Source organism: Pseudomonas sp. PP3, from assembly GCF_905336995.1.
GTDB lineage: Bacteria > Pseudomonadota > Gammaproteobacteria > Pseudomonadales > Pseudomonadaceae > Aquipseudomonas > Aquipseudomonas reinekei.
This window is the reverse complement of sequence record NZ_HG995459.1, coordinates 4,520,555-4,545,667: the sequence shown is the minus strand read 5'-3', so window position 1 is coordinate 4,545,667 and position 25,113 is coordinate 4,520,555. Positions and strand designations below refer to the sequence as shown.

The 25,113-nt window shown below is 54.8% G+C and carries 22 protein-coding genes and 1 pseudogene; 13 read left to right on the top strand and 10 right to left on the bottom strand.

Annotated elements, in window-relative coordinates; all coding sequences use genetic code 11:
• Positions 1-16 precede the first annotated feature (16 nt).
• Entirely contained in the window at positions 17-1,063 is a 1,047-nt protein-coding gene (locus KHO07_RS20735) for a tyrosine-type recombinase/integrase (RefSeq protein ID WP_212625375.1), read from the bottom strand.
• 791 nt (positions 1,064-1,854) lie between these two features.
• Between KHO07_RS20735 and KHO07_RS20730 the strand changes: the two genes are divergently transcribed.
• Together KHO07_RS20730 and KHO07_RS20725 are read left to right on the top strand one after the other, a co-directional pair.
• Positions 1,855-2,478 carry a hypothetical protein gene (locus tag KHO07_RS20730; RefSeq protein WP_212625374.1) on the top strand — a complete coding sequence of 208 codons (624 nt, stop codon included), beginning with the start codon at positions 1,855-1,857 and terminating at the stop codon, positions 2,476-2,478.
• Positions 2,471-3,583, top strand: coding sequence for an XRE family transcriptional regulator (locus KHO07_RS20725; RefSeq protein ID WP_212625373.1), 1,113 nt, complete (start codon positions 2,471-2,473; stop codon positions 3,581-3,583). The genes KHO07_RS20730 and KHO07_RS20725 overlap by 8 nt, the downstream gene beginning before the upstream one ends.
• Before the next feature lie 140 nt (positions 3,584-3,723).
• Here KHO07_RS20725 and KHO07_RS20720 read toward each other — a convergent pair whose 3' ends face one another.
• The 4 genes from KHO07_RS20720 to KHO07_RS20705 all read right to left on the bottom strand — a co-directional run bounded on the left by KHO07_RS20720 (position 3,724) and on the right by KHO07_RS20705 (position 8,420).
• On the bottom strand, positions 3,724-5,526 hold the full coding sequence (locus KHO07_RS20720; RefSeq protein ID WP_212625372.1) for an ADP-ribosylglycohydrolase family protein: 1,803 nt from the start codon (positions 5,524-5,526) through the stop codon (positions 3,724-3,726).
• A gap of 8 nt (positions 5,527-5,534) precedes the next feature.
• On the bottom strand, positions 5,535-6,176 hold the full coding sequence (locus KHO07_RS20715; protein ID WP_212625371.1) for a DarT ssDNA thymidine ADP-ribosyltransferase family protein: 642 nt from the start codon (positions 6,174-6,176) through the stop codon (positions 5,535-5,537).
• Entirely contained in the window at positions 6,173-7,588 is a 1,416-nt protein-coding gene (locus KHO07_RS20710; protein WP_212625370.1) for an AAA family ATPase, read from the bottom strand. Before KHO07_RS20710 ends, KHO07_RS20715 begins: the two co-directional genes overlap by 4 nt.
• Positions 7,589-7,901: 313 nt before the next feature.
• Entirely contained in the window at positions 7,902-8,420 is a 519-nt protein-coding gene (locus KHO07_RS20705) for a hypothetical protein (RefSeq protein ID WP_212625369.1), read from the bottom strand.
• Between the two features lie 440 nt (positions 8,421-8,860).
• Between KHO07_RS20705 and KHO07_RS20700 the strand changes: the two genes are divergently transcribed.
• The gene (locus KHO07_RS20700; RefSeq protein WP_212625368.1) at positions 8,861-9,220 is read left to right on the top strand and encodes a hypothetical protein; all 360 of its coding nucleotides are present in this window, start codon (positions 8,861-8,863) and stop codon (positions 9,218-9,220) included.
• On the opposite strand, the gene KHO07_RS20695 is transcribed toward KHO07_RS20700, so the two are convergent.
• The 5 genes from KHO07_RS20695 to KHO07_RS20675 all read right to left on the bottom strand — a co-directional run bounded on the left by KHO07_RS20695 (position 9,134) and on the right by KHO07_RS20675 (position 17,116).
• Positions 9,134-10,408: a hypothetical protein gene (locus KHO07_RS20695; protein WP_212625367.1), complete on the bottom strand. Its 1,275-nt coding sequence runs from the start codon at positions 10,406-10,408 to the stop codon at positions 9,134-9,136. The two genes, KHO07_RS20700 and KHO07_RS20695, sit on opposite strands and share 87 nt — an antisense overlap.
• Complete coding sequence (locus KHO07_RS20690; RefSeq protein WP_212625366.1) at positions 10,408-11,412, bottom strand: hypothetical protein; 1,005 nt, start codon at positions 11,410-11,412, stop codon at positions 10,408-10,410. The genes KHO07_RS20695 and KHO07_RS20690 overlap by 1 nt, the downstream gene beginning before the upstream one ends.
• Positions 11,409-13,901: a tyrosine-type recombinase/integrase gene (locus tag KHO07_RS20685; RefSeq protein ID WP_212625365.1), complete on the bottom strand. Its 2,493-nt coding sequence runs from the start codon at positions 13,899-13,901 to the stop codon at positions 11,409-11,411. Before KHO07_RS20685 ends, KHO07_RS20690 begins: the two co-directional genes overlap by 4 nt.
• Positions 13,898-16,117: a hypothetical protein gene (locus KHO07_RS20680; protein WP_212625364.1), complete on the bottom strand. Its 2,220-nt coding sequence runs from the start codon at positions 16,115-16,117 to the stop codon at positions 13,898-13,900. The genes KHO07_RS20685 and KHO07_RS20680 overlap by 4 nt, the downstream gene beginning before the upstream one ends.
• A gap of 66 nt (positions 16,118-16,183) precedes the next feature.
• Complete coding sequence (locus tag KHO07_RS20675; protein WP_212625363.1) at positions 16,184-17,116, bottom strand: deoxynucleotide monophosphate kinase; 933 nt, start codon at positions 17,114-17,116, stop codon at positions 16,184-16,186.
• Positions 17,117-17,222: 106 nt separating this feature from the next.
• Here KHO07_RS20675 and KHO07_RS20670 point away from each other — a divergent pair.
• From KHO07_RS20670 to KHO07_RS20625, 10 genes and pseudogenes are all read left to right on the top strand, one after another.
• Positions 17,223-17,561 (top strand): annotated as a pseudogene (locus tag KHO07_RS20670) (dTMP kinase); the annotation flags it as partial.
• Positions 17,554-18,540: a DNA polymerase III subunit delta' gene (locus tag KHO07_RS20665; RefSeq protein WP_212625362.1), complete on the top strand. Its 987-nt coding sequence runs from the start codon at positions 17,554-17,556 to the stop codon at positions 18,538-18,540. The pseudogene KHO07_RS20670 and the gene KHO07_RS20665, both read left to right, overlap by 8 nt.
• A 42-nt stretch (positions 18,541-18,582) precedes the next feature.
• On the top strand, positions 18,583-18,939 hold the full coding sequence (locus KHO07_RS20660) for a PilZ domain-containing protein (RefSeq protein WP_212625361.1): 357 nt from the start codon (positions 18,583-18,585) through the stop codon (positions 18,937-18,939).
• Positions 18,940-18,954: 15 nt separating this feature from the next.
• A complete protein-coding gene (locus KHO07_RS20655) occupies positions 18,955-19,746 on the top strand; it encodes a TatD family hydrolase (protein WP_212625360.1) in 792 nt (263 codons plus the stop codon).
• 395 nt (positions 19,747-20,141) lie between these two features.
• Positions 20,142-20,780 (top strand): TetR/AcrR family transcriptional regulator, encoded by a 639-nt coding sequence (locus KHO07_RS20650; RefSeq protein ID WP_034149949.1) that lies wholly within the window; start codon positions 20,142-20,144, stop codon positions 20,778-20,780.
• Positions 20,781-20,918: 138 nt separating this feature from the next.
• On the top strand, positions 20,919-21,887 hold the full coding sequence (locus tag KHO07_RS20645; protein ID WP_150732345.1) for a radical SAM protein: 969 nt from the start codon (positions 20,919-20,921) through the stop codon (positions 21,885-21,887).
• A gap of 167 nt (positions 21,888-22,054) precedes the next feature.
• The gene (locus KHO07_RS20640) at positions 22,055-22,663 is read left to right on the top strand and encodes a DUF4823 domain-containing protein (protein ID WP_075947403.1); all 609 of its coding nucleotides are present in this window, start codon (positions 22,055-22,057) and stop codon (positions 22,661-22,663) included.
• Between the two features lie 16 nt (positions 22,664-22,679).
• Entirely contained in the window at positions 22,680-23,240 is a 561-nt protein-coding gene (locus KHO07_RS20635) for a DUF1285 domain-containing protein (RefSeq protein WP_150732346.1), read from the top strand.
• 139 nt (positions 23,241-23,379) lie between these two features.
• Positions 23,380-24,096: a FadR/GntR family transcriptional regulator gene (locus KHO07_RS20630; protein WP_212625359.1), complete on the top strand. Its 717-nt coding sequence runs from the start codon at positions 23,380-23,382 to the stop codon at positions 24,094-24,096.
• 119 nt (positions 24,097-24,215) lie between these two features.
• Positions 24,216-25,091: an SMP-30/gluconolactonase/LRE family protein gene (locus KHO07_RS20625; protein WP_150732348.1), complete on the top strand. Its 876-nt coding sequence runs from the start codon at positions 24,216-24,218 to the stop codon at positions 25,089-25,091.
• The last annotated feature ends 22 nt before the right edge of the window (positions 25,092-25,113 follow it).

The following is a 25,113-nucleotide window of genomic DNA, read 5'->3' as shown; positions in this document are numbered from 1 at the left end:
CACCTCCTTTGATGCCTTATGCTCTCGGCTTCTTATTTCGCGAAGATTGGTAATAACGCGACATTTCGGAAGGGATATGGCCTACCAAATTGGCCACGGTTGCCTGCGTTGACTCTGTAATAGCTCGGATGAATCGAACGATCACTGAAAGTCGCATTGCATGAACCGATACTCCCGTCGGATCAATTTGTGCTTCCAATAACCAGGAGCGCAAAATTTTATTCAATTCAAAGGTGGTCATTGGATAGGCACCGTTCTTGCTGGATGGAAACAGGTAATCTCCGTGAGACAACGCATTTCTTTCAATGTACCTATGAACTAACCCTGCATCGATAGGAGTCAAAATGCTTCGTTGCCGGTTCGCGTCCGCTTTGGTGGATGGTAAGTCCAGCATCACCTTATGATTGGTGTAGCTTACGTTTTCGACTCTGAGCCGGAGTAATTCAGATTGTCGGATACCAGAGAGCAGCACCGAACACAAAACTCGATCACGAAGGATGGCTTTGCGGTGGACTACCTCCGCGATGGCATCAAGCTCATGCTCACTCAGAAATTTTTTTGATTCGTCGAAAGGCGCGGAGTTCGAGGGCACAGTGCCTGAAGAATCTGATGCTTCGTGAATTACGCCTCGAGCCGCTCCTGCGGATTTTTGCCTTGAACGCACTTTCGAACCATGGCTATGTGTCTTACCTATGTCAGCCGTTTGCCCTTGCCTGAAGCTGTGGAAAGCCAGAAGTTCATGCAGCGGCAATAACATGACCAAACCCTCGATATCACTGTCGTCGATACCTGCGGCGTTGCTGGATTTGAGAAACTGAAAAATAGATGTGCTGACGTTGTCCCTTACCTCTGGAAGAGTAGGGACAGGTGCATCCGGCGAGCAATTTTTTGAAGATTGCGACACATCGTGAAAATCGCGATAGCCCAACCCTCGAGCCAGAATCTCTTGCGCGGTCATGTGGCTGATATCGTTAGCGATAGGCCAGTGACGCCGAAGCACGTTTGCAATACGTTTGAATCGGCGTTTTGGAGTTAGATCGAAGGTGTAGATCGGAAAGCGCATGGCATTTCTCCAATGCGTCAGGGTGTCGGCTGCCCTCTGACTATTGTCGAATGCCTACGGAGTAGATCATGACAACCTGAGGCCCATGGCCTATTGCGAACCGACCGCTCGATCCAGGAAATCGATTTTTTCAAAGTTAGCATAGCTTTGTGATCTGTCTAGGAAAAATCGCCCTTAAGGATTAGCAGCCTGAAGAAGCAGTCCTTGGTCGAATAGGTCAATTGTTAAGCGGGCGCTACGATGTGCTTGATCGCGCGGTCACTCAGTAATGGCAGCTGAAATTGATTGCAGCTATCGCTCCTTCGGGCCTAAGGCCCGGTTTAGTAAGCCAAGCATCTCCTGAATGATGGAAGCAACATTTCTCGCATCGTCTATCCCTCGGTTATAGATACCCAGCCAAACCTTGCCCAACGATTCTAGCGTTTGCTTAAGTGATTTCGGTCGATTGTCATACAAGCCTGCATGCCATCCCCTGGCATTGAAGTGGGGCAAGCCTTCGAGTAGGAGTTTATTGATGACTGCTGAGTGAGGCTTGTCTACCGAGGCGTCAGGGTGACCCTCGCGCAACCTTCCCAGGATCCGGAACGATAAACTGGTCTGGGGTGGCCGGATGTTATGTGCATAGTGTGTTCCGTGAACGCTCAGTCATCTTCATCCACTGTGCCTAGGCTCTCGCGCATGTCACTGTCGCTTCAAGCGTGCGATGTCAATGCAGTTGACATAACCCGAATTTTGCACAAAAATGCCGGTTGACAGTCGTTCGTTTCTGCACGCTTTTAGGAGTGCCATGCATGGCCCAAACCCAGCATCCAAGTGATTTCGAGTCTAAGTTGACCCCCGAATATCTGGCGATCGTATGCAATAACGTACTGGACGCGGCCTATCGCGCCTTGGTGGCGGCATCAACGGACGACGACACGAACTGGACGGTTGGGACATTGCTTTATGGGCGCGTGCATGGTCGTTTCAAAACCATGCATCGTGATAAATCGCTGCCTTGGTTTAAACTCGCCAACAGCACGATGGACTACACCCCGAGCGTCAATGGTGTGCTGATGCAGGTCGTTATGGACGATCCTGATGTGCGCAAGAAAGCTCACCGCATGGCCGCTAGTCGAGTCGAGCTGTATCAAGCGAGTCTGCTGGGCCCCTCAAGCGATAGCAATCTGACTTGGCGCCTGTATGTCGACAGCGATGGCAATATGGAAGACCCGAAGCTAACGGTGACGGTGCTCGGACTTGATACCAATCAGAATGTCGTTTGCCAGTGGATGCATGACTACATACCACTTCAGTCCGTTCGTACGATCGATTTGCCCGTGGAAGTGGATATCCCGGAACAATTCCCTACTCGCAGGGACAAAGATGCCGACCGGAATGTACCGATAGAAGACGCTGACCAGATCGATGAATGATAAAAATGGCTTTTTGCCGTTTGGGGATGAGTTTTCCCCAGACAAGCTTCGGCTCGCGCGATGCGCTGCGGGCCGTTCACTGGCTGACATCGGCGACCTGCTCGCTGTCACCCGACAGTACGCCCACAAGCTTGAAATCAACGCGATTCCTTCTTCTACTCAGCTTAAGCAGCTGAGCGATCTGCTCGGCGTTGATGAGCGATTCTTTTTCACTGCACGTCGGGGTTCGGTAGACCTTGAACAGTGCCATTTTCGTAGTGTGCGCTCCTCATCTCAAACGCTAAAAAAGACAGTTGCCGCTCAGGTGGAAATGTTTGAGCTGTTGGTCGATGAGCTTGAGAAGGAGGTTGCCTTTCCGCCGGTTAGTTTCAAACCTTACGACGGGCCGACGCCTACGGCAGGGGAAAGTGAGAGAATTGCTGAGAAGTTTCGCCGCGACCATGGCCTGGGCCTAGGCCCTATATCCAGCATGACCAAGCTGGCGGAAAAAGTGGGTGTTCTCGTCGTCAATCTTGCCGATGTCGACGAGCGCGTGGATGCGTTTTCACTGTTCAACAAACGGCCCTTGATCGTTCGTAGTACTGCCAAAAGTAGCCCAGGCCGCCAGCGATTTGATCTGGCCCATGAGCTCGGTCATCTGGTCATGCATCAAGGAATCGAGACCGGCTGCCGGCACACCGAAGATCAGGCGAACCAGTTCGCTAGCGCGCTGTTGATGCCGCGAGCAAGCTTTGCTTCTGAATTCCCCTCGATGCGAGGTCGGTACCTTAACTGGCATGCCCTGAAGGAACTCAAGTTGCGCTGGAAGGTGAGTTTTAAAGCGTTGATCTATCGGGGTAGGGCGCTTGATCTGCTCACTGCTGAGCAGGCGAAGTCGGGGTTTACGCACCTCAGTCGCAAGGGATTCACCAAGTTTGAAGAATACGACGATCTTCTCCCATTAGAGGCCCCCATGCTCGTCCAGCGGGCTTTGGACTTACTCGACTACACCAGTTGGAAGAAGGTGCTGGTTGCATCAGGACTGACGCCTGAATGGGTCAGTGGACGGTATTTGCTGAACATACCGGTTTCCCCGCTTCGACTTGTCAGAACTCATTCCGGATAGGGGAAAGAGCCGCAGGAAATGTGACACGTACCGGTGTAGTCGTGGCGCGCTCCATATCCTGCTCAGGTCATCCAGCATTCGCATCCTGGATGACCTGGATCCCAATGACGAGGATCCCCAACGAATTCTTCCTGAGTCAGTCAGGCCTGCTCTTTACGTTTGCTGCGCAGACGCGCCACACGTGCCTTAGCGATGATCGATGAGTAGGCCACACATAGATAAATCCCATTGGGGAATTCAGAAAGGTCTAACAAGTGCTGGCCTATGACCGTTGGATCAAATGTCTTGATCGCCTCATTGGTCAGTGCATCCAGGTCGGGCGGGGCGATGCTGTCTTGTGGCTGGCCACCGTAGTGGTGACTGCCAGGCTCAAGAGATCCCGTCTCGCGCGGAGCGACGTAGTCAGCATGCGCCGTGGGTAGTATCGGTTGTACAGGCTGTACCGACTCTAAAGGAGGAGCACTCACCTCGGGCAATACATTATGACGTTGAATAGGCGCTTCAACGGCTGGTTGTTTCTCACTGACCGTAGTGGGCTCATCAAACATATCGACCGTATTACTCACCGGGCGCGATGCCTTTCGAGTTTCGACTACGGCATCTTCGTTACCTAATAGTGCAGGGCGACAGCGAATGAGCAATGTCTGACCCCAATCACCCGTAAACCATTGCCACACTGCCGACTTTTGTTTGCCGGAGAAGATTCGGCCAGACGGTTTAACCTTGCCCAAGCCCAAGAGTTCGAGGCCTGCTGGCGTGGCTTCCAACGAATCAATCACAGCCCTAGGGGCTTGCCAATAGAGCATGTCTGGGTAGGTAAAGCTCTCAGCACGTCCACCTTGACTGATAGCGTACAGGCGCTTTGCTTCTTGGCGCAGGTAAGTTTCATCTTGGATTTCACCCAAGCATCTGACATCTGGGTGTGCAGCGCCTATCAATGCACCCGCCATGGTCGCGATCGTATCAGTATCGCTGTTAAGCAAATTGACTACCTGCTCAATGATCTCCTGGGAGCCTACTCGCTGACCCAGAAGTGCTGCGACGTTTGCGAACAGGGCACATTTGAGTCCTGAGCCTCTTTCTTCGGCGCTCAGTCCCTTGTCGCTGGTGACTATCTCAACATAGAGCTCAGCAGGTGATGCCAATTTGTTGGCCAGGCAATTAACCGCGTTACCAACAGAAGCTTCCCATTCAGCCGCAACCTGATCCACAGCAATTTGAAGCGACGTGTTACTAGCCTTTTCCCACGTAGGCGCCCAGAACGTTGCGAGCTCCGAGTCGCTTCTGATCAGAGAAGGGATACTCCGGATATCGGATGTAAATTGGAACCACTCTGTTTCACTGGGCACACGCCCGTGTTGGAATACGTGGGCTAGAGAAACTGCATGCACAACAGCCCCCGCGATACCCCGCATGTGTCCATGGGTACAAATGGCGTTACGGATGACATCAACCAGATACGAAGGCTTGTTTGTAACGTCTGCAGCGGCCCATACGTGAGGTTGGACGCGCATCGCTGCACCGTTGCCGCCGCCATTCACATACCCGTTGAAGAAGTTGCTGAACCAGTTCGTGCTCCGATTGCAGAGTGAGCTCGCTGCTGACTTGCTTCCTCGTCCGGCTCCCAGCGCATAGACCTGCCAAATAGGCAGTTCTATTTTGGCAAATGCCTCTACATCAAAATATCCTTGACCCGAGATCGCGCGACTGGTCGAAAGACGCAGTTGAGTATCGTCTGAATAGCTTCCTGCGGGAAGGACGACCTGAGCGCCGAATCTTCCGCCGATAATCCTCTGCCATTGCTCCGTTCTGGTTGAGCGTGGCTGACCGAGTCGTTCGCTGACAAGGTTTTCGGAAGCGAGCTCCGTCGGGAATCCCATGGCGTCGCCGTAGGCTGCCCATAGCGCCGATGAAATTGTGCGTTGCAGCCTATTTTCTGACATTGCTCTACTCACCTGATCCCTTCAAACAGCTCTGGCCTAACCACTACGTTGACAGGGGAATGCCCCGTTGCAGCCATCTGACCCGCTAGCTCGTCACTGTCATTGTCGCAACGCACGTAGATACGTTGCAAATGGTCTGTCGACAGTTCTTGGGGATACAGGATCTCGGCTTGGTTGCAGGTCGGGAGATTACTCGGATGATTGGCGGAACGATGTGAGTAGTTTGCTAAGTACTGATGAATTGGGGTCTGGAATATGGCTTCCAACCCTTCAGGGCCCTTTGCACGCTCGACGTTGGTATAGATGTTGTTCGTCGTCGTGAACCAGACATCATCGTGAAGCAGTATTTCAGGCGTGAAATCCAGAATGCACCAGAAAAAATCCTTCTCCTTATGCCAGCTACCGGAGCACGTTCTGAAGAACGCGGTATTGATTTGGCTGACGGAAAGGTTGGCATAATCCAGCCAGGCCCGATCCTTGTCTCGGTAGCGCGCATTAGGTTGGAAGATGTGCTTGAGCTGTTGATCTGCGTTAAGGCGCTGGCGAGATTTGAGCGCCCTTGATGCAAAGAGCCCAAGGGAGCCGCGATTGGTGGTGAAGTGGAGGATGGACTCGATGCCGCGCTCCGCAATAAGCTGCTGAATAGTCATACGTCCCGGCCTTCATACAGATCATCATCTACGAAATGCATAATGTCCGGCGCATCGGATGGCTTGAATCCAATCAGGACGCTTTCCCTGGCCCTTCCCACGCCCATTGCGACCAGGCGGCGCAGCCGCGCTGATGGTTCGTGTTCTGCCACATCGATTTGATCCTCATCACCAGGCATGTCTACCTGAAGAACAGAACCGTCCAGGCCTATCATGATGACGTGATCGAACTCCAAGCCCTTACTGGAGTGCAGCGTACACAATGCAATGTTCTCAGGCCCCTCTGGCCATACAGGAGAGCCGGTCAGATTGACGAAGGGCAGACCCGCACGATTCAGAGCGGGTATCAGATCCCGAAACCAGCCTTTGTAGTGCAAAAACGCTACAGATTGTTGGGTGAGATCAATGTCGCGAAGGAACTCTATCGCTCCGCGTACCTGATTCGGGTACGAGCCTCTCAAGACGATCGGTTTCGGCCCATCAGCCCTTGCGGTGGCGTAATTTGGCATCGTCCCGTTGTCGTCGATCGGGAGCCCTGTGAGCATGGCACTCGCGAACTGAGCAATCTGACGGGTGTTCCGGTAGTTGGTCTGCAGGGTATGGCTCTTTTCCGGGCGCAGGTTTACCCCGACCTCAACCCACGTGAAGTTGCGTGAATAGATGCGTTGAGCACTATCGAGTACGAAGGTCACTGAGGCGTCCGCCGAGCGCTGATTGAGCACCGCTCGTACCTCATTTGCCGAGAAATCCTGGGTCTCGTCCACCACGATTACGTCGTATTGCTCAAGCTGGGTGTTGCTTAGGTCGCACGCCAGATCCCCCCAATCTACCCGTTCATGCTCTGCTTTGAATTCAAGATAGGGTCGGATGACGAGCTCAAGGAGCTGCTGCCTGGCCGGACGTTCCATCCGAGGCGTCACGCCTCGTCCATCTCGACGTGCAGACAAGTAGTCGTCCAATTCATCAATGTGGAAACGACCAAGAACGTACTGAGCTTCCTCAACAACGAATTCAGACTCAAGCCCTGCGGCAGCGGCGAGTCGTCGGAGATGGGCTGATGCAACTTCCAGATCGAGAATGTTCCGGGCGCCGGTCAAACGCTGGGCCCATTTGTTGAAGGTGGCTATTTCCAGCGAAATGAGAGGCTCTTGACCAAGTTGCCGCTCGGTGAGTTCGTTTATGTAGCCACGAAGCGTTCTGTTGAACGTCAGTACCAAGACTTTCACAGGTCGCGGTTCAGCTTGCCGCCGCGCGCGATTCAAATAGAACGCCACGCTGGTGCGCAGCTTGAGGAGGGCTGTAGTCGTCTTCCCACTTCCTGCGGCTCCTCGAATCACATCAACGCCAGATGTGACTCGGGAGAACAGCGCAAGCTGCTCAGCCGTGGGTATAACGTCGATCAGCGCCTTCATCTGTCTATTCCATCCGTGGGGAAGCTCGAATCCTATCACCTAATAGTGGCGTTACAATGGCGCATATCAATATTTTGTAAAATCGAAGGATTCGATCAGTTTGTAGCGTCCGAATCACCGCCAGATGTCAAATGTGGATTTGTGCTACGAAATGTAGCCATGGATGTAGACGGCGATTGAGGCTGAGGCGACGGCAGTGCTGAGTAGGCCTTAGAAGGCTCGCACACCATCGCCCAGCGTGCCACCTAGGCCAGGCTCAAGCAGGCAGTCAGGCGAGCATCTATTTCACGAGGAGCGCGACATTGTAGCCGCGTCAATCCCTCGGTGATGCATAGCCCGGCTCGTCACTGCCGTTGTTCTCGGAAATTCGCCAGCTGGTCTCAAGTGGGATGACCGGACTATGTTGATACCTCCCGAAGGGCGATTGTTCGTCGTGAGGAGGGAGCCGAAACCAATGCTCCCTCTCGAGCAGCTCTGGAAAGCGTTTGAAGACGGTCAGGTGATGCAAGGGGATGGTTTGAATGTAGGCATGGAGATTACCTAGATCGATGAACACCCTAGGATTGTCGGATGCCTGAAATTCCTCGCTGAGTACGCGCGAAAGATTCCACTCAATCGAGTGGATATCGATGTCCGGCCGAGCATCAGTCCATGACGATGAAAGCTTCTTGGCGTGGTGGTAGCTGTCATACCCAAGACCCTTGGCGAGAAGATTCAGTGCCTGCGTATGCATGATCGGCTTTACGCCAGGCCACGTTTTAAAAAGGAAGCGCGCGGCACTCTTCATGCCTGTTTTGCGTTCAAGATCAGCGGGGAAAATTGGAAGAATCATCGCAAGCTCCGGTCGATAGCGGTGTCGGCTGCCCGCGAATGACGACTGTCGATTGCGTGAGAATAGGGAGGGTGTATCGCCTGCGACGTAGTCTTTGCGTGCCGACCGCGCGATCCAGGTTATCGCTCAGCCGACATGCTAGTGAGGTTGAGCACCAAGGTCAACGCGGTGCGTGTACTTTTCTGGCGCTCTTTATGAACTTGATCTATCCAACGGCGCAGAGCCGTAGGGCCGACGTCCATCAATGCACAGACGTCGGGAATTGAACAGTTATCTGGCCCACTGGATCATTTAGTGAAGCCTAGTGGTGGGCCAGATGGACTAAGCACGTTGAAAGACCATTCGACGCCTGGATACAGGACTTTTGCTCCGCGAGAAACGCAGCCGGACAAGGCCTTTGAAGGGCGTCAGCACTTCCTATTTGGCAACGGCACAATTTGTTGTTCGGCAGTTGGCTATTCCCGTTGATGGTGAAAAAATTGCTGGCAGCAGAAGGATTTTATGAGCTTAAGGATGAGGATGTCATAGCTCTGCGCGGGTTTGAGGCGTTCTTCGCCCATGACCTCTTAGCCTACGCTGATGACGAAGAAACGTATCTTGGTGGAACCGGGTCACTGCATCAATGGAGTCTTGCCGCTTCCATTTGCAGCAAAAAAAACCACCGTCGTGAGGAAGGTCAAATCGATGATCTCATGGATGGGGAGCGTCATGGATCATCCGAAGACTTCAAGCTGAGCGTTGATATTGAAGTCCTCGGTAATGATTTCATGCACGTGGCCGCCTTTGGCCATTACCAGTGAGCGGGCCAGATCGAGGTAGTGCTTGTAGGTGGTGATCGGATCAGAGTGGCCCATTTGGTTGGTAAGCACCTGCACAAAAGCAGCATCAATTACATCGGCAGCCGGGGTTAATAATTTCTTCCCATGATGTTGCGCCATCATCACGGTGGGCCACCAGTGGCGTGACTGGTAAAAATTATTGCTCTTGCGGAAGGTTGGGTCTCTTTTGTGGGCGATTCCGCACGCGTAGTTCGTGGCACTTGCGATCATGCTCTCATCAACCGGGTCGCCTTCAGCATTCAAGAAAAGAATCGAAGGAGGGCAAGCCTTCCCGTACTTCGCCTTGTATTTTTTCTTGCGGGCGGGGTACTCGGACGAGGTATAGGTGTCGTATATATCCTTTAGGGCGTAGGCGGGGATCTTGATCGTTCGCAGCTTTTTTCCCTTCCCAAGAATTTCGTACTCGAAGGCACCCTGATCCTTGGGGAGTTCAGAATAGGGGAGGATATGTCGGTTCTTGCCTTTGCCGAGGTAGGGGAACTGGCACAGCTCCATCGGTCGGATCGCTGTCGCCAAGGCGAAGTTAAACAAAACGGCGTACACCTTATCGGGGTAGGTCTTGAGGAGCGTTTTGATATCCTTGTTGGTGATGAGCGACTTGGGGCGTTTCTGATGGGCGCGCCTATCCAGGACGCGGATTGGGTCGGAATCGATCCTCACCCGAGCCCTACGCTTGACGTAAGTAAGCACCCTGTCTTGTTTGAAATTGGCGACCCAAGTCTCCAGATGAATTTTCACGTTGGTAGTGAAACCTGATTTCACCACCCAGGCAAAAAACGCCTGCACGATCTTGGCGTCCTCAAAGGTGGTCGCAGTCGTCGGATGGTCACTGTCCTTGCTGACACGGACGCTTTGCCGTTCCATCTGCCACAGCTGGATGTCCAGGTTGGTGGTGATAACGTGATAGTCACCAGGGCTCAATGATTTGTACTTCTGGCGGGTAGACAGGAATCTATAGAACATCGCAATGACGCCTGCGTAGCGCCTTGATGTCTGCTCCGACTGCCGTGTCTGTTCGTACAGGTACAGGTTTGGGACGCTCAGCAACATCAATTTGGGCTTGGTGTGTGCTGTCAGAACGTAGTGTTCAACCGGAAGCTCCAGAAGGGCGCTGGTGTACGAAATCAGTTTTTTATCGATGTTGAGCATCAGTCGCCGCGCCTTACCCGAAAGACTCGTACTTCATCAAAACCCCAGGTGATTTGAGGCATCTTGGCTTTTGTTGCATCCAGGAACTCATCTTCAGGTATCTCCCTGAAATCGAATTTTCGCTTGGCAGCAACGATCGCTTCCGAACTGCTGAAGGGCACGTGGATGGTGATCCGATGTACGGGCTTGAGCTCACTCAAGAAAACACCCAAGTCCTCCTGGCCGTACCAGGGCACCTGTGCAACCACTGTCAGTTTCCCCTCCTGTGCGGGAAGCGTGTCAGAGAGTTTCTGGAAGCTTGAGATATACCTCTCTTGGAAGATGTGCAGCTCGATCTGGCTGGGATCTGGAAAACGGTTCAGCGTCTCGATGATCTTCTTGATTTCAGCTTCCTTGACATCTTCAAAATGATCGAAGTTTTTGTCCCTGTGGTAGGCGGTGCACGCTTTCTCAAGGTTGAGAGCGAGGGTCAGAAAATTCTTGGCATCCTTGGGAGTGGTTGTCTGTGCTTCCTGAGCTGGTTCGGTCAATGCTGAGGCTGCAGCGTCCATTTGCAGCTTGGTGTTACCAAGCTCCATCTGCCGGAGTTTGCTTTTGAGAGACTCATTGTGAAGGCTCTGGGTCGTCAGCAGTGAATTCACCTCCATGGCATTGAAGGCAATGATGTCGTTGTTCATCAGCGACGTGATGTGCTTGGTCGATGCGTGTTCCAGCTCCTTTTTATGCTGGGCTTTCAACCGCTTTATCTCCTCTTGGAGCGTCGCGACTTCCCGGTCGCGCTTCTCAAGGAAGGCCATGGCAGAATCACTGTCCTCGTTCAAAAGATCGAGAATCGATGTCCCCAGGGTGTAGGGCTTCAGATCGTCATAGAAGCGATTGAAGGACTGGCGGGTGATTCCCGCCCGGCTCGAAAGCTCCTTGATCGCGAGCTTGGTAAGCCCGTGCTCAAGCTGGTGCTCCTTGATGAGTTCGATCAACCGAGCACGTGTGTCGACGGTTGTCATGCATTCACCTGCACCGCTGGGATGAGCTCTGGGTCTTTACGTAGCCGTACAAGGTGCGACGTGTTGCCCGCGATCTTGTCACGCAGCATCTTCTTGGCGCGTTCACTCAGGGTGTCGGAGGCATTCTCAAGCATGTTGGCGTAGAACCTCACATTATCCTCCATGGCGACGCGAGCCTTTTCAACCACCACGGCGTGCTCGCAAGAAACGTCACACCAAATCGGGTCAGGCAGAGCGTTCGTCACAGCGCCCTGGCGAGCCGCCAGGCAAGGTGGCAGGTTAGGGGAGGAATAGGTTTCGGTACTCAGGCAGTAGCTACCCACCGCTGTCCGGTGAATAAAGAGTGGTTCACCGGCAGAAAGCAGGTTGGAGATGTATATGAAGATCGTTACCTGCAGCCGTGTCCCCTGGAACGCCTCGGGCCGTGCACGCACACGTTCGAGGAGGCGATCAGCGCTAGCACCCGAAGAAGCACTGGTTGTGAGCGCATTGATCAGTTCCGTGAACTCTGCCGTGTAATTCTGCTCGATCGCTTGTGCGACGCTGCGAACGAGATAGGGGTTGCGGCCAATGTACTGGAGCGTCATCGAATAGCTTTTGTGCCCGAACAAGTGCCGGATGATGTCGATGTTACGTTCGCTCCGGTTGATCAGAATCTGTGCGATAGTCTTTCGGAACCGGTGGGTATGAATCCGGTCGATGCCCGTCGCCTCTTCAAGCTCTCGGGTCACCTGCTGCAGCATGTGTGCTGTCGGCTTGTTGACCACGCGGCGGCCTTTGCAGCTCTGGAACAGGTACCCTTGGCCGATCATGGTGTAGACGCTGCGTAGTTTCTTCAAATCCTCAATCCGCTCGCCTACATATTTAGGAATAGGAAGGTAATCGACGTCACCGTGGAAGTTTGGATCCTCACTGGTCTTGAAGCGAGTAACGCGCAAAGTGTAGTTACCGTCGCCGTCCTTTATGATGTCATCAAAGCACAACGCTCGCATCTCGCTCACTCTCAACCCTGTGACGAGCGCCAACAGCACATAGATCGCATTGCGGACGTTATCTATGGCAGCAGAGTAAGAGTTGATCCAGTTGTATACAAAGGCTTTGAAAGAATTGATGTTCTCGTATTTGTAAAAGTATTTGTTCTTACTTGCAGCCACGATGACTTGGCCATCTATAACGATATTGAACTGTCGCTCAATTTCTAAATCCTCCTTATAACGAGTGATCGCGGATTTTGTCTTCTCATCAATTTTATTCTCTTTGACAAAGTCTACGAGCTTAAGGAGCCGTGGCAGGGCTTGCCTAGTCCAGAAAAGAGCGTGCGTGACCAATGTGCCCAGATCTTCTTCGGAGAACGGTTTCCAAGTGCCCATCGACCCCGAGAACTGCATCAGATCTTTCCATCGCTCGGCATTATCAACCGCACGCATATCGACCTTAAGTGCTAAACCCTCTGGCATCAGTCCCTGTGTGCTGAGTGATCCCCAGAGCCGGATCAGATAGAACAGCGACAGGTAATGGCGCATGCTGGACGCGGTATTCTTCGCTTCATTTAACGCCCCGTTGAGAATGCGCGCATTGATCATTGCGATGGACTGGGCATCCCCAGCTAAGAAGTTATTTGTGAAAATATAGCGCTCCAGCAGGAAAAACAGGCTCGCTTGCCATGTCGTGGTGCTATAACTGCGGATTGTACCGAAAGGTGCAAACTCCGGAATCGTGTAATAGATTAGGGCCTTCTTCAGGGCAATCAGGGGTGGTGTAAGTCCCGTGAAAGGAACCTTTTTCTGCGTGCCGTACCGGTTGATGAACAACACCCAGGTGTCATCGCAGTAAAGCGAGTGCTCCGAGATGGGGAATGCGCCGTCCGGGAATTCCTCAAGCTTGATCCTCAACGTGCTCAAGCGCTGAACCAGGGTGCCGCCGGTCTCTGCCATGAGCGCTGACAGCTCTGCCTCAGCTACTTCTTCTAGGTCGCTATTGAATTGGGTTTGAAGCTCATCCTGTAGCTCATCCAGGTCGTCGAAATCTGACTCATCGCTATAGTCAGCGTCCTCCAAGTCGTCGTCAGCCTGCTTGGCTTTACTGGCTTTACTGGCCTTCTTGGACTTTTTCGCATTCCCTGTTTCTTGAGCGCTCCCAGCTTCTCCTGCTTGCGCGAATCTTTTGCCAAGAGCATCAAGGCCGCTTACGTGAGAGCCGCCCAAGTCATTAGATTCAAGGCGTGTTTCGGAATGAAGTTTGAATTGCGCGTCGAGTCTTGGTTCAGCCTGGGATTCGAAATTCAGGTTGGGGGCGCCCACGGTGACCCCATTCATGCCCATCACTTCGCCATCCAGTGCGTGCGCAGGCGTAATAGGCGCTTGCAATGATTGAGAGAGAGACTCTGCCAGCGGCAACGGGTCAGCCATCACCTGAATGACATCTCGCTGCTCGTTCGAGTGGGCGAGCGTCGAGTTAGGGTCGTGCAGAGGCTTCTTATCGATGTTCATTCCATGTCCTCATCTTCAAAAATCAGCTGCAAAAACGTCAGGTCGCGTGGGAGCAGCGGGATGTTCTTGCGCTGCTGGGCGCGCTGGTAGCGAGCGGCTTCTACGACCTTGTCCTGCTCGTCCCAGTTGTTCAGTACGTAGTTCAAAACCGACAGCTCGGAATCAAGCGTATCGCTGAACTCAGATTCATTCTCCGGACGCTCTTCAATAAGCTCGACGACATGAATGCGTCGCTCAATCAGATACGGGAGTGAGTCCTCATACAGATTGATTCGCTTGCAGAACAGGCAGTTTCGAATCGAATAGCACCGATCCCCAGGCTTGACCTCCACATCTGCCCCTGGCCATGTGGGCTGGCGTTGGTTGTCACACCCCCAAAGTGCTTTCTCCATGCCTGGAATGTGGAAAATCTTCAAAGGAAGCTGAACCGGAGTTTCCGGCTTTTTTGTGCCCAGCATGCCCACCCAGCGGCCCTGCAGGAACAGTTCCATGATTTCCTCAAGCTCGGAGCGTAGGCGTTGCATACGCTCCTGAACGGCGGCTCCAGAGCTGTCATAGTGCACGTCAGTGGTGGTGGTGTTCTGATGTCCCATCTGCATTGCCAGCAGGCCAAGTCCCGCGCCTTTGACTTTGCGCTGGAACAACGACCACGTGGGGCGCAAGCGTTTGGTGAGCTGCTTCGCACTCGTCAGCCGCGTGCCGTTTTCGTACACCGGGTAGGCGATGAAAAAATCCTTGATGCCACGCAAGAATGCTTTGCTATTAGTGGCGGACGTATGCCTGCCGCCCCGTGTAGCCCACACCGAGTAATAGCGTATGCAGAGGAATAGCTTGTTGTAGATCAGGTTTTCCTGACCTGTTGGAATGACGTCATATTCATAGGGCAACAATGGCTCCGACAAGGCGGTAGCAAGCTGGATCAAGTTGTAGCTGGAGTAGCGGTCAGTTTTGCTACTCACCGCCACAATGTCCTTGGGAGCGTAATAGGGCTTGTCCAACCCTTGTGAGCGATTCTTCTCGGAGTGGAGCAGAACCTGGGCTTCGGACATGGCGCCGGTCAGAGGGTGTTCGCAGTTTTTCTCGTCTACGGCGAGCACGGTTTCCTTGTTCCAGTTGCTCTGCAGCATGATGAAGACAATGATGCAGGCCATGTCCATCATGCTCGGGTAATACAGGGCCAGCAGGTCGTCCCAGGGCTTCAGCGGATAGCGAATAAGCCGCACGTCGCCCAATCGGTTCCACCGAAATAACATGAGCTGAACGATGTCTTCGCAGTCTGATAGCGATAAAAGCTTCTTTGCGGAGAAATGGTGCGCGATTTCGTCTAAGGAGACATCAAACGGATAGCCGTTTTCAAGCAGGGTCTTTAGCGATCTGGCATCATCGGGATTCCAGTGCCATAGACTGTTTTCATCAAATGGATTGACTGGCCTCGCAAACCGATAACATTCCTCGCGCGCCTCGAACATTTTCCTAAAGGCAGCCAGGGTGTTAGGTACATCCAGCAAGGATCTCAACTCAGGATCGGTAGCGTGCTTGAGCTTGAAGTACAAGTTACTGCTGGTGAGCTTCTTATTGCGCTCCAGCTTATCCTGTGCCCACTCGAAGATATTGGCCTTGGAGTATTTGGGGGTATAGGTATCACGGATCTGCTGGTATTCATAGGGTTGCGCAGCATGCACAGCCTCTCGGAACTCCAACTTTTTATACATAATGTCGGCGTGGGTTTTCAGGGCCGTCACCAAGTCGTCATACGCGTCATCAGTGAACGGCTGGTTCACCTGCTTGGGAGGGCGAGGAACTGGTGGCAACATTAAGTTGGGTAAGAGATCTGAAAGCTTGCCAACGTATTTAATCGCTGTCTTCAGCCTAGAAGCATTGATGCCTTTCTCATTGTTTTTAAGTAGATAGTTGTGGAAACCCATAAAGACCTCTGCGGTGAGGTCAGTCAGGTGTGCCAGCTTTAGTGCACCTGGGTTGCGACTGTTGTAGTCGTGTGCAAAATCAAAAAAAAGAATCACCGACTGGCGGAGTGAGTAGCCAGAAATCCGCCGGTGACTAGCAGCATATTTAATAAAAACCAGATTCAATGCCAGGCAGATGGGTTTTTCTTTGTTATAAAATGGGTGCGACTGATATGTGCACTCGATAGGTAGTGAGTCAGTTGTAGGGGCAAGGTCGTGTGTTCCTGCAACAGGAACTTCAAAAGCGGTCAAGGTGGAAAGTCCTTAGTCAATAGGCTCGCGGCTGTTTTGGTTTTTTCAGTTGTTTGGTTTCCTGTTTTATGTGCGAGTGTCGTTATTGGCTGCTTTGCCGTTTGTTTCTAAAGTCTCATTGTTTTGCTTTTCGGCGGTTAGCTTGGCCTGAAGACTGGCCCAAGCATGTTCGATTGCCGACGTGTAATTTTCCAAGGTGCCATTGTTGTGAATAACGGTATCCTCCGGTTTGACCTTGATCCCTGCTTCGGAAGAGTGCGTTTTAACGGACTCGACATTGTCACGGATGATGTGCCAGATTTCGCCGTTCAGGAGGCGAATGAAATGTGCTTCGTTCTCAAAGCGTATATCTTTGATGATGATTACTTCTTTGTCTTTCGCATCAAAGACTGGAGCGTTGAATGTGGTTTTATTGTCGGAGGTTTGGATACGCTGTTTTTCCAGAGTGTCCTGGATGTGCTGGGCTCGCTGAGCATTGAAGTCGGGGAAGTCCCGGAAAGTCATGGCTTTCAAGATCATGAGCATCTCGTTTGGCGAGATCTTCCAATACTCATCAACATTGTTACAAAGGTCAGCGCCCCAAAAGCGGTCGGGCAGGGCGAAGATGGCGCTGACGGCTTTGATGAAAGGCGCATCAGGGTCGGAGGCGCTGTTGGGATCTTGGGCGTGCGGGGCGGGGGAGCTATCAGGACGGCCTGCAATACCGTTGATCTCCATGTCGGCACGTTTGAGCCAATGCAGCGGGTCACGGCCGCGCATCCACTCAGTGCCTACCCGCTGATAGAACTCACGAGGGGATTGGCCCCAAGCAGCCAGTTGCGTCTCCTTTACGGTATCATCCCAAGTCTCGGCATCTGTCAGGGCGAATAGGGCTTGGCAGCCACGTTTCAGTGGGTCAGCGAGGGCGAAGGCAGCTACCCCAGGGTTAGCAAGTAGCAGCGAGGCGGCCGTATCTTTGCCTGAGCGCGCTTTGGCAGCTAGGCCTAGGATTTTTTTCATATAGAAACTCCTCGGGGACACCTGAATTCTGGGGTTTTTGGGGTTTACATTTTTATCTGGTACAAAGTATATCATTGTGTTTACCTTTTCTAACATTCAAAAACAAGACTCGACCTATGCCTATCAAGGTGGCGGCCGTGGCTTGTCACTGGCGCGGATCGCGGCGCTGGAAACCTTCGTGCAAGGTGATCTGCGCCCCGACCTGACGCTGATCTTCGATCTGCCGGTGGGAGTCGGCCTGGCCCGCGCCAGCGCACGCGGACGGCTGGATCGTTTCGAGCTTGAGGGCCGGACGTTTTTCGACGCCGTGCGTAATGCTTTTCTCACGCGCGCAGCGGCGGAGCCGGCGCGCTATGTGCTGGTCGATGCCGCGCAACCGCTGGCGCAGGTTCAGCAGGCGCTGGATGCCTTGCTGCCACGTCTGCTGGAGCTGACCCGTGGCTGAAGCCTATCCGTGGCAGGACAGCCTTTGGCAGCAACTGGCCGGTCGCACTCAGCACGCTCATGCCTATTTGCTGCATGGCCCGGCCGGGATCGGCAAGCGGGCGCTGGCCGAACGCTTGATGGCCAGCCTGCTGTGCCAGCGTCCGACCGCGCAGGATGCCTGTGGCGAATGCAAATCCTGCCTGTTGCTCAAGGCTGGCAGCCACCCCGATAACTACATCCTGGAACCGGAAGAAGCGGACAAGGCGATCAAGGTCGATCAGGTTCGCGATCTGGTCAGTTTCGTGGTGCAGACCGCCCAGTTGGGCGGACGCAAAGTGGTGCTGATCGAGCCGGTCGAGTCGATGAACATCAACGCAGCCAACGCCTTGCTCAAAAGCCTTGAAGAGCCCTCCGGCGACACGGTGTTGCTGTTGGTCAGCCATCAACCCAGCCGTCTGTTGCCGACGATCAAGAGTCGCTGCGTGCAGCAGGCCTGTCCGCTGCCAAGCGCGGCCATGAGCCAGGCGTGGCTGGCCAAGGCCTTGCCCGACTGTTCGGAAGAAGAGCGGGTCGAATTGCTGACGTTGGCTGCTGGCTCGCCCCTGGCCGCCGTCAACCTGCAAGCCCAAGGTGTTCGCGAACAGCGCGCGCAAGTGGTCGAAGGCGTGAAGAAGTTACTCAAGCAGCAGCAATCCCCGACGCAACTGGCCGAGTGCTGGAATGCGATCCCGCTCTTGTTGCTGTTCGACTGGTTCTGCGACTGGTCGAGCCTGATCCTGCGCTATCAGTTGACCCAGGATGAGGAAGGCCTGGGCCTGATGGACATGCGCAAGGTGATTCAATATCTCGCGCAAAAAACCGGCCAGGACAAAGTCCTGAATATCCAGGACTGGATCCTAGCCCAGCGCCAGAAAGTATTGAGCAAAGCCAACCTCAATCGGGTATTGCTGCTGGAAGCCCTGCTGGTGCAATGGGCATCCTTGCCTACCCAGAGGTGACCGTCTGCGCCTAGACTCTGTGCATCAGCAGTGGAGGTCAGCATGAATGAACCCGCAAGCCCTGGGCCACGCAACGGCATTTTGTCCCTCACCATCAAGGACAAGTCGGTGCTTTACGCCGCCTACATGCCGTTCATCAAGAACGGCGGCCTGTTTATCCCGACCAACAAAAGCTACAAGTTGGGCGATGAGGTGTTCATGCTGCTGCACCTGATGGACGAGCCGGAAAAAATCCCGGTGGCCGGCAAGGTCACCTGGGTCACCCCCAAAGGCGCGCAGGGTAACCGAGCCGCCGGGGTCGGCGTACAGTTCAATGACGGTGACGACACCGCACGCAGTCGAATCGAAACCCATCTGGCCGGAGCACTGAAGTCCGACCGTCCCACTCATACGATGTAAGTTGCAGTCATTTTTATGCTCGTAGATTCCCATTGCCACCTCGATCGCCTTGACCTTGCTGCCCACGACGGCTCCCTCGATGCCGCCCTTGATGCGGCTCGCCAGCGCGGGGTAGGGCACTTCCTGTGTATCGGCGTCAGCGTCGACAACGCCGCCGATGTCAAAGCCCTCGCCGAGCAGCATGACGACGTGGACTGCTCGGTCGGCGTGCACCCGCTGGATGTGCAGCCCGGCGCGGCTCCCGCGCTGGACTGGTTGTTGCAGGAACTCAATCACCCGCGCGTCGTGGCGATCGGTGAAACCGGTCTGGATTATCACTACGAACCCGAAGCGGCCGAGTTGCAGCAACAATCGTTCAGGCTGCACCTGCAAGCCGCGCAGCAGACCGGTAAGCCTGTGATCATTCATACCCGTGGTGCGCGCACCGATACCCTGAACCTGCTGCGTGAAGCGGCTTTGCCTCAGGCAGGCGTGTTGCATTGCTTCACCGAAGACTGGGACATGGCGAAAGCCGCGTTGGACATGGGTTATTACATTTCTCTGTCCGGGATTGTCACGTTCCGCAATGCGGACGCGTTGCGCGATGTGGCGAGCAAGGTGCCGGCCGATCGCCTGTTGGTGGAAACCGATTCGCCGTACCTGGCGCCGATCCCGCATCGCGGCAAGCCGAACCTGCCACAGTACGTGCGGGAAGTTGCGGAATTTCTGGCAATGTTGCGCGGTGAGTCCTACGAGCGATTTGCCGAGCAGACCACGGAAAACTTCAAGCGATTGTTTCCCCTGGCGCATGTCCGGGCGTCGGCGTAACGCTGGAAGGAAATCGCAACGTGAAGCCTTTCCTGCGGGGCTTTGGCCACTAAATCGCAGGCAAAAAAAACCCGGGTTCTGGGGGGTGAATCCGGGTTAAGACCATTAGGAGTAAAACAATGGTACGCGGTCCGTTGGTACCAATATCGGCGTGACACTTGGGGGAGATGCCCCGCCGACAGTTCAAGTATTGATCAGTATTTCGCACAGTCCAGTTTGATAACCCGGGTTTTTAAACAAATTTGGAATACGCCCGCTTCGGAAGTGTTCTCATCAACCTCCCGGCGTACGCGAAATGACCAGAAAACACAGATATGGTCGGATGATCCGTGCATTTTTGCGTAATTTAGGCATAATACGCGGCTTCGAATTTTGACCCCTACAGACCTTTTCTTATGCATAAAGAACCTCGTAAGGTCCGTGAGTTTCGTCGCCGCGAGCAAGAAATTCTCGATACCGCGCTAAAGCTGTTCCTCGAGCAAGGTGAAGACAGTGTCACCGTCGAGATGATTGCTGATGCCGTCGGTATCGGCAAAGGCACGATCTACAAGCACTTCAAATCCAAGGCCGAGATCTATCTGCGCCTGATGCTCGATTACGAGCGCGATTTGAACGAGCTGCTGCACTCCGCCGACGTCGACAAGGACAAGGAAGCCCTGTCCCGCGCCTATTTCGAATTCCGCATGCGCGATCCGCAACGTTATCGTTTGTTCGATCGCCTGGAAGAAAAGGTGGTCAAGGGCAACCAGGTACCGGAGATGATCGAGGAGTTGCACAAGATCCGCGCCTCGAACTTCGAACGCCTGACCTTGCTGATCAAGGGCCGGATCAGCGAAGGCAAGCTTGAAGACGTGCCGCCGTATTTCCACTACTGCGCGTCCTGGGCGCTGGTGCACGGTGCGGTTGCGCTGTATCACTCGCCGTTCTGGAGCAATGTGCTGGAAGATCAGGAAGGTTTCTTCCAGTTCCTGATGGACATCGGCGTGCGCATGGGCAACAAGCGCAAGCGCGACACCGACACCCCGAGCAGCTGAATCATTCAGCCGCCTTATTGCCCCATGATTTCGCTACATGGGGCAGTACCGCAGGAATATACTCAGGCATGGGACTTGCTAAAACTTGATTTGTGAGTCAAGTTTTAGCAATCCGAATATCCTTTCGCCGGAGTGGCCATGATCGTTGACCGTCAAGGCAGGCGTTTTCGCAATTTGCGAGTCAGCCTGACCTCAGCCTGCAATTACGCCTGTACCTACTGCGTGCCCAACGGCAAGCGGCTGGTGGCTGCGCAGGATGAACTGTCGGCCGAGGCCATGGCGCGCGGTGTGGCCTATCTGATCGAAGCGGCCGGCATCGAGCGTTTGCGCATCACCGGTGGCGAACCGCTGGTCAGTCCAAAACTCGAAACCTTCATGACTGCGGTCGGGCAGATGGGCCTGCAAGACATCAGCCTGACCACCAACGGTCAATTGCTGGCGAAGAAACTGCCGCTGCTGGTGGACGCCGGCATACGGCGCATCAACGTTTCCCTCGATACTCTCGACGCCAGCGCCTTCCGCAGCATTGCCCGTGGCGGCGACCTGGCGACCGTGCTCGACGGCATGGACCAGGCACGCGCGGCCGGCATGAAGATCAAGGTCAACATGGTGCCCTTGCGCGGCCAGAACCTCGATCAGGTGATGCCGTTGCTCGATTATTGCCTGGAGCGCGGTTACGAACTGCGCTTCATCGAGTTGATGCGCATGGGCCACTTGGCCAGCGATTCCAATGCCTTTCTTCAACAGTTCGTCAGTCTTCAGCAGTTGCTGAGTCTGATCGGCGAGCGTTATGAGTATTTGCAGGCCAACGCGCCGGTTGATGCGACGGCGGTGCGCTATGAGATTCCAGGACGTGGACATTTCGGCGTGATCGCCAATGAAAGCGTGCCGTTCTGCCGGACCTGTTCGCGGTTGCGTCTCTCGTCGACGGGATGGCTGCATGGTTGTCTGTCGTCGAGCAATCGCCACTATGTCGGTGATCTGCTGGACAAGCCGCGCCATGAGGCGTTGCCGGCGTTGCAGCGACTACTGGTCAAGGCGTTGGGCGACAAGCAGGAAGTGGCGTTCTCCGGCGGCGCAACCGTCATGAAAATCATCGGCGGCTGATTAATCCCAATCGCGGGCAAGCCCGCTCCCACAGGGTTTGCGCAATCCTGTGGGAGCGGGCTTGCCCGCGATTACATTCCATCAGGCAACGAAGAGATTGAGCTGGCTTAAAAGCTGCATCCCACGGCCATTCGCCGGTTTTCCGTCACCGGCCTCTGGAGGATAGGATGCGTAGCCTGGTTTTGCTGCTGGCCGTTTTGGCGCTCGGTGGCTGCATGAACGTCAGCGATATGGCCGAAGGGACTCGCTACCATATGAGCGATGCGGGCCTGCTGGATCACAGCGACAGCCGCCGCGTGAATAACCTGCGCATTCAGCCGGACTCGTTCGTCTACATCGCTCAAGGCGCGTTCATGCCGCCGGGCAGTGCCGTTTACCCGCGGCCAAACGTGATTGCCGAAGTCGCGTTTGACGGCTTTATCGAATATTTCCCGATGGTCCGCCGCGCGCGCGTGCCGGAAGGCCTCGATCAGGCCATGGGCGAAGCCCGTGCCGTCGGTGCCCATTACCTGCTCTATACCCGCTTCGCCAAATCCGATGACCGCATCGGCAACTCGGATGAATGGCTGGATCAGGAAGCCCTGGATCGCCTGGGTGTCGACACCGGCGTGATTCAAATCATGTTGATCGAGACCAGCACCCAGTATTTGATTGATACTGCACGTATCAAGAGTCGTGGCGGTTTACTGACATTCCACGACGAAAAACCCGAAGACCTGATGGGCCCGCCGCTGGAGCAGTATGCTCGCAGCCTGTTGGGTCTCAGCGACCAGTAAGTTCAAGGAGTACGCCATGAGTGGCCCGCAAAAAGCCAACGACCTGTTGGGGCAAATCCCCAAGACCAAGGGCTTGCCGCCGGTCCACTTGTGGAACCCCGACTTCTGCGGCGACATCGACATGCGGATCGCCCGCGACGGCACCTGGTATTACCTGGGCACGCCGATCGGGCGCAAGCCGATGGTCAAGCTGTTCTCCACGATCATTCGCCGCGACGGTGATGATTATTTCCTGATCACCCCGGTTGAAAAGGTCGGCATCAAAGTCGATGACGCACCGTTTGTGGCGATTGCGGTGGATGTGGAGGGCGAGGGGGAAGCTCAAGTCTTGCGCTTTACCACCAACGTCGACGAAACCACCGAAGCCGGGGCCGAGCACCCGATTCGCGTGGTGATCGATCCGGACACCCAGGAACCGGCGCCTTATGTGCATGTGCGGACCAATCTCGAAGCGTTGATCCATCGCAATGTGTTCTACCAACTGGTGGAGCTGGCGGTGAGCCGCGAGATTGATGGGCAGCGTTGGTTGGGCGTGTGGAGTGGTGGTGAGTTTTTTCGTATCGGGCTTGAGCCCTAAATAGATCGCAGCCTTCGGCAGCACCTACAGGAGCGCACATTTCCCGTAGAAGCCGCCGAAGGCTGCGATCTTTTTTATTTGACAGTCAATCATATGATGATTAGCGTGGACACCCATCGCGAACGGCTTTGAGGTGTCCATGTCCAGCAGTTTTCATGCGTCAACGGTCGACTGGCTGGGTTGCTGGATCGCTACCGGGCAGATCAAGCCCGGTGAAACCCTCAAGGTCGAAGCCGATCTTGGCGAGCAGCTCGGTGTCAGCCGCACGGTCATCCGCGAAGCCATCAAGACCCTGGTCGCCAAGGGCATGCTCGAAGTCGGGCCGAAAGTCGGCACCCGGGTGTTGCCGGTGCGGCGCTGGAATCTCTTCGACCCGCAAGTCGTGGGCTGGCTGTCACGCAGCGGCTTGCCGGAAAATTTCGTCGATGACTTGCTCGACCTGCGCCGCACCATCGAACCCATGGCCGTGCGCTGGGCCTGCGAGCGGGCGGATGCCGAGCAAGTGCAAGCCGTGCTGCTGGCCTACAATGCGCTGGAACGGGCGGTGGAAAGCGGAGTCGATTACAACCGCGCGGACCAGATTTTCCACGAGTGCATTCTCGCCGCCAGCCACAACCAATTTATCGAACAAATGATCCCGGCCCTCGGCGCGCTGTTGGCGGTGTGCTTCGAAGTGTCTGCTGCCGACCCCGACGAACTGCGCCGCACCTTGCCGATTCACAAAGACATGGCCGACGCCATCGCCGCCCGGGATGCCGCGCGGGGTGTCTGGGCCTGCATGACCCTGATCGATAACGCCGACCTGGCGATCAAGCGCTATTACCCGCAAGTCATGGCCGACAAAAAGGCCAGCTGAATAACGAAGAACCTGTGTAGGCGCCGGCTTGCTGGCGATTGCGATTGAAGCGCTGGTGTTCCTGGAGGACGCCATCGCCAGCAAGTCGGTCTGAAAACAATAAGAAAGCAGGAGGTTTCATGACGTCGAACGCGGTTACCGAGCACCGGGCGCAACTGGGCGAAGGTCCATTCTGGGATGCGCCGACCCAGGCGTTGTACTGGGTGGACATCGCCGGCAAGCAAGCGCTGCGGCTGATCGGCGCCAACGTGCAGATCTGGCAGATGCCGGAACACGTTTCTGCGTTTATCCCCTGTGAAAGCGGTGATGCACTGGTGACCTTGAGCAGCGGTGTGTATCGCCTTGATCTGGACTCCCCGGGGCTGGACCCACGGCTAACGCTGTTGTGCGTTGCAGATCCGCAACCGGGCAACCGCGCCAACGAAGCCCGCTGCGATGCCCAGGGCCGGCTCTGGCTCGGCACCATGCAAAACAACATCGGCGAACAGGGCGAAGACTTGCCCATCGTGCGCCGCTCGGGCGGCTTGTTCCGTATCGATCGCGATGCGCGGGTGACGCCACTGCTGCGCGGGCTGGGCATTCCCAACACGCTGCTGTGGGGCGATGACGGCACCACCGTGTATTTCGGCGACAGTCTCGATGACACGCTTTATCAACATTTCATTCGTACCGACGGCAACCTTGAGCCGGCCCAGACGTGGTTTGGGCCTCATGACCGCGGTGGTCCGGATGGCTCAGCGATGGACGTCGAGGGTTTTGTCTGGAACGCCCGTTGGGATGGCAGTTGCCTGCTCAGGCTGAGCCCGGACGGCAAAGTCGACCGAGTGATCGAACTGCCGGTGAGCCGCCCGACCAGTTGTGTGTTTGGCGATGCTGACTTGAAAACCTTGTACATCACCAGCGCTGCCAGCCCGCTTGGGCATCCACTGGATGGGGCGGTTCTGGCGATTCGGGTCGACGTGCCAGGAAAGCTTTGTACGCGGTTCTCTGGATAAATCCCTAAATATGGGATGTAAA

Coding starts and splice junctions, on each gene's coding strand:
- KHO07_RS20735 (WP_212625375.1), bottom strand. CDS start 1,063: ATGCGCTTTCCGATCTACACCTTCGATCTAACTCCAAAACGCCGATTC.
- KHO07_RS20730 (WP_212625374.1), top strand. CDS start 1,855: ATGGCCCAAACCCAGCATCCAAGTGATTTCGAGTCTAAGTTGACCCCC.
- KHO07_RS20725 (WP_212625373.1), top strand. CDS start 2,471: ATGAATGATAAAAATGGCTTTTTGCCGTTTGGGGATGAGTTTTCCCCA.
- KHO07_RS20720 (WP_212625372.1), bottom strand. CDS start 5,526: ATGTCAGAAAATAGGCTGCAACGCACAATTTCATCGGCGCTATGGGCA.
- KHO07_RS20715 (WP_212625371.1), bottom strand. CDS start 6,176: ATGACTATTCAGCAGCTTATTGCGGAGCGCGGCATCGAGTCCATCCTC.
- KHO07_RS20710 (WP_212625370.1), bottom strand. CDS start 7,588: ATGAAGGCGCTGATCGACGTTATACCCACGGCTGAGCAGCTTGCGCTG.
- KHO07_RS20705 (WP_212625369.1), bottom strand. CDS start 8,420: ATGATTCTTCCAATTTTCCCCGCTGATCTTGAACGCAAAACAGGCATG.
- KHO07_RS20695 (WP_212625367.1), bottom strand. CDS start 10,408: ATGCTCAACATCGATAAAAAACTGATTTCGTACACCAGCGCCCTTCTG.
- KHO07_RS20690 (WP_212625366.1), bottom strand. CDS start 11,412: ATGACAACCGTCGACACACGTGCTCGGTTGATCGAACTCATCAAGGAG.
- KHO07_RS20685 (WP_212625365.1), bottom strand. CDS start 13,901: ATGAACATCGATAAGAAGCCTCTGCACGACCCTAACTCGACGCTCGCC.
- KHO07_RS20675 (WP_212625363.1), bottom strand. CDS start 17,116: ATGAAAAAAATCCTAGGCCTAGCTGCCAAAGCGCGCTCAGGCAAAGAT.
- KHO07_RS20660 (WP_212625361.1), top strand. CDS start 18,583: ATGAATGAACCCGCAAGCCCTGGGCCACGCAACGGCATTTTGTCCCTC.
- KHO07_RS20655 (WP_212625360.1), top strand. CDS start 18,955: ATGCTCGTAGATTCCCATTGCCACCTCGATCGCCTTGACCTTGCTGCC.
- KHO07_RS20650 (WP_034149949.1), top strand. CDS start 20,142: ATGCATAAAGAACCTCGTAAGGTCCGTGAGTTTCGTCGCCGCGAGCAA.
- KHO07_RS20645 (WP_150732345.1), top strand. CDS start 20,919: ATGATCGTTGACCGTCAAGGCAGGCGTTTTCGCAATTTGCGAGTCAGC.
- KHO07_RS20640 (WP_075947403.1), top strand. CDS start 22,055: ATGCGTAGCCTGGTTTTGCTGCTGGCCGTTTTGGCGCTCGGTGGCTGC.
- KHO07_RS20635 (WP_150732346.1), top strand. CDS start 22,680: ATGAGTGGCCCGCAAAAAGCCAACGACCTGTTGGGGCAAATCCCCAAG.
- KHO07_RS20630 (WP_212625359.1), top strand. CDS start 23,380: ATGTCCAGCAGTTTTCATGCGTCAACGGTCGACTGGCTGGGTTGCTGG.
- KHO07_RS20625 (WP_150732348.1), top strand. CDS start 24,216: ATGACGTCGAACGCGGTTACCGAGCACCGGGCGCAACTGGGCGAAGGT.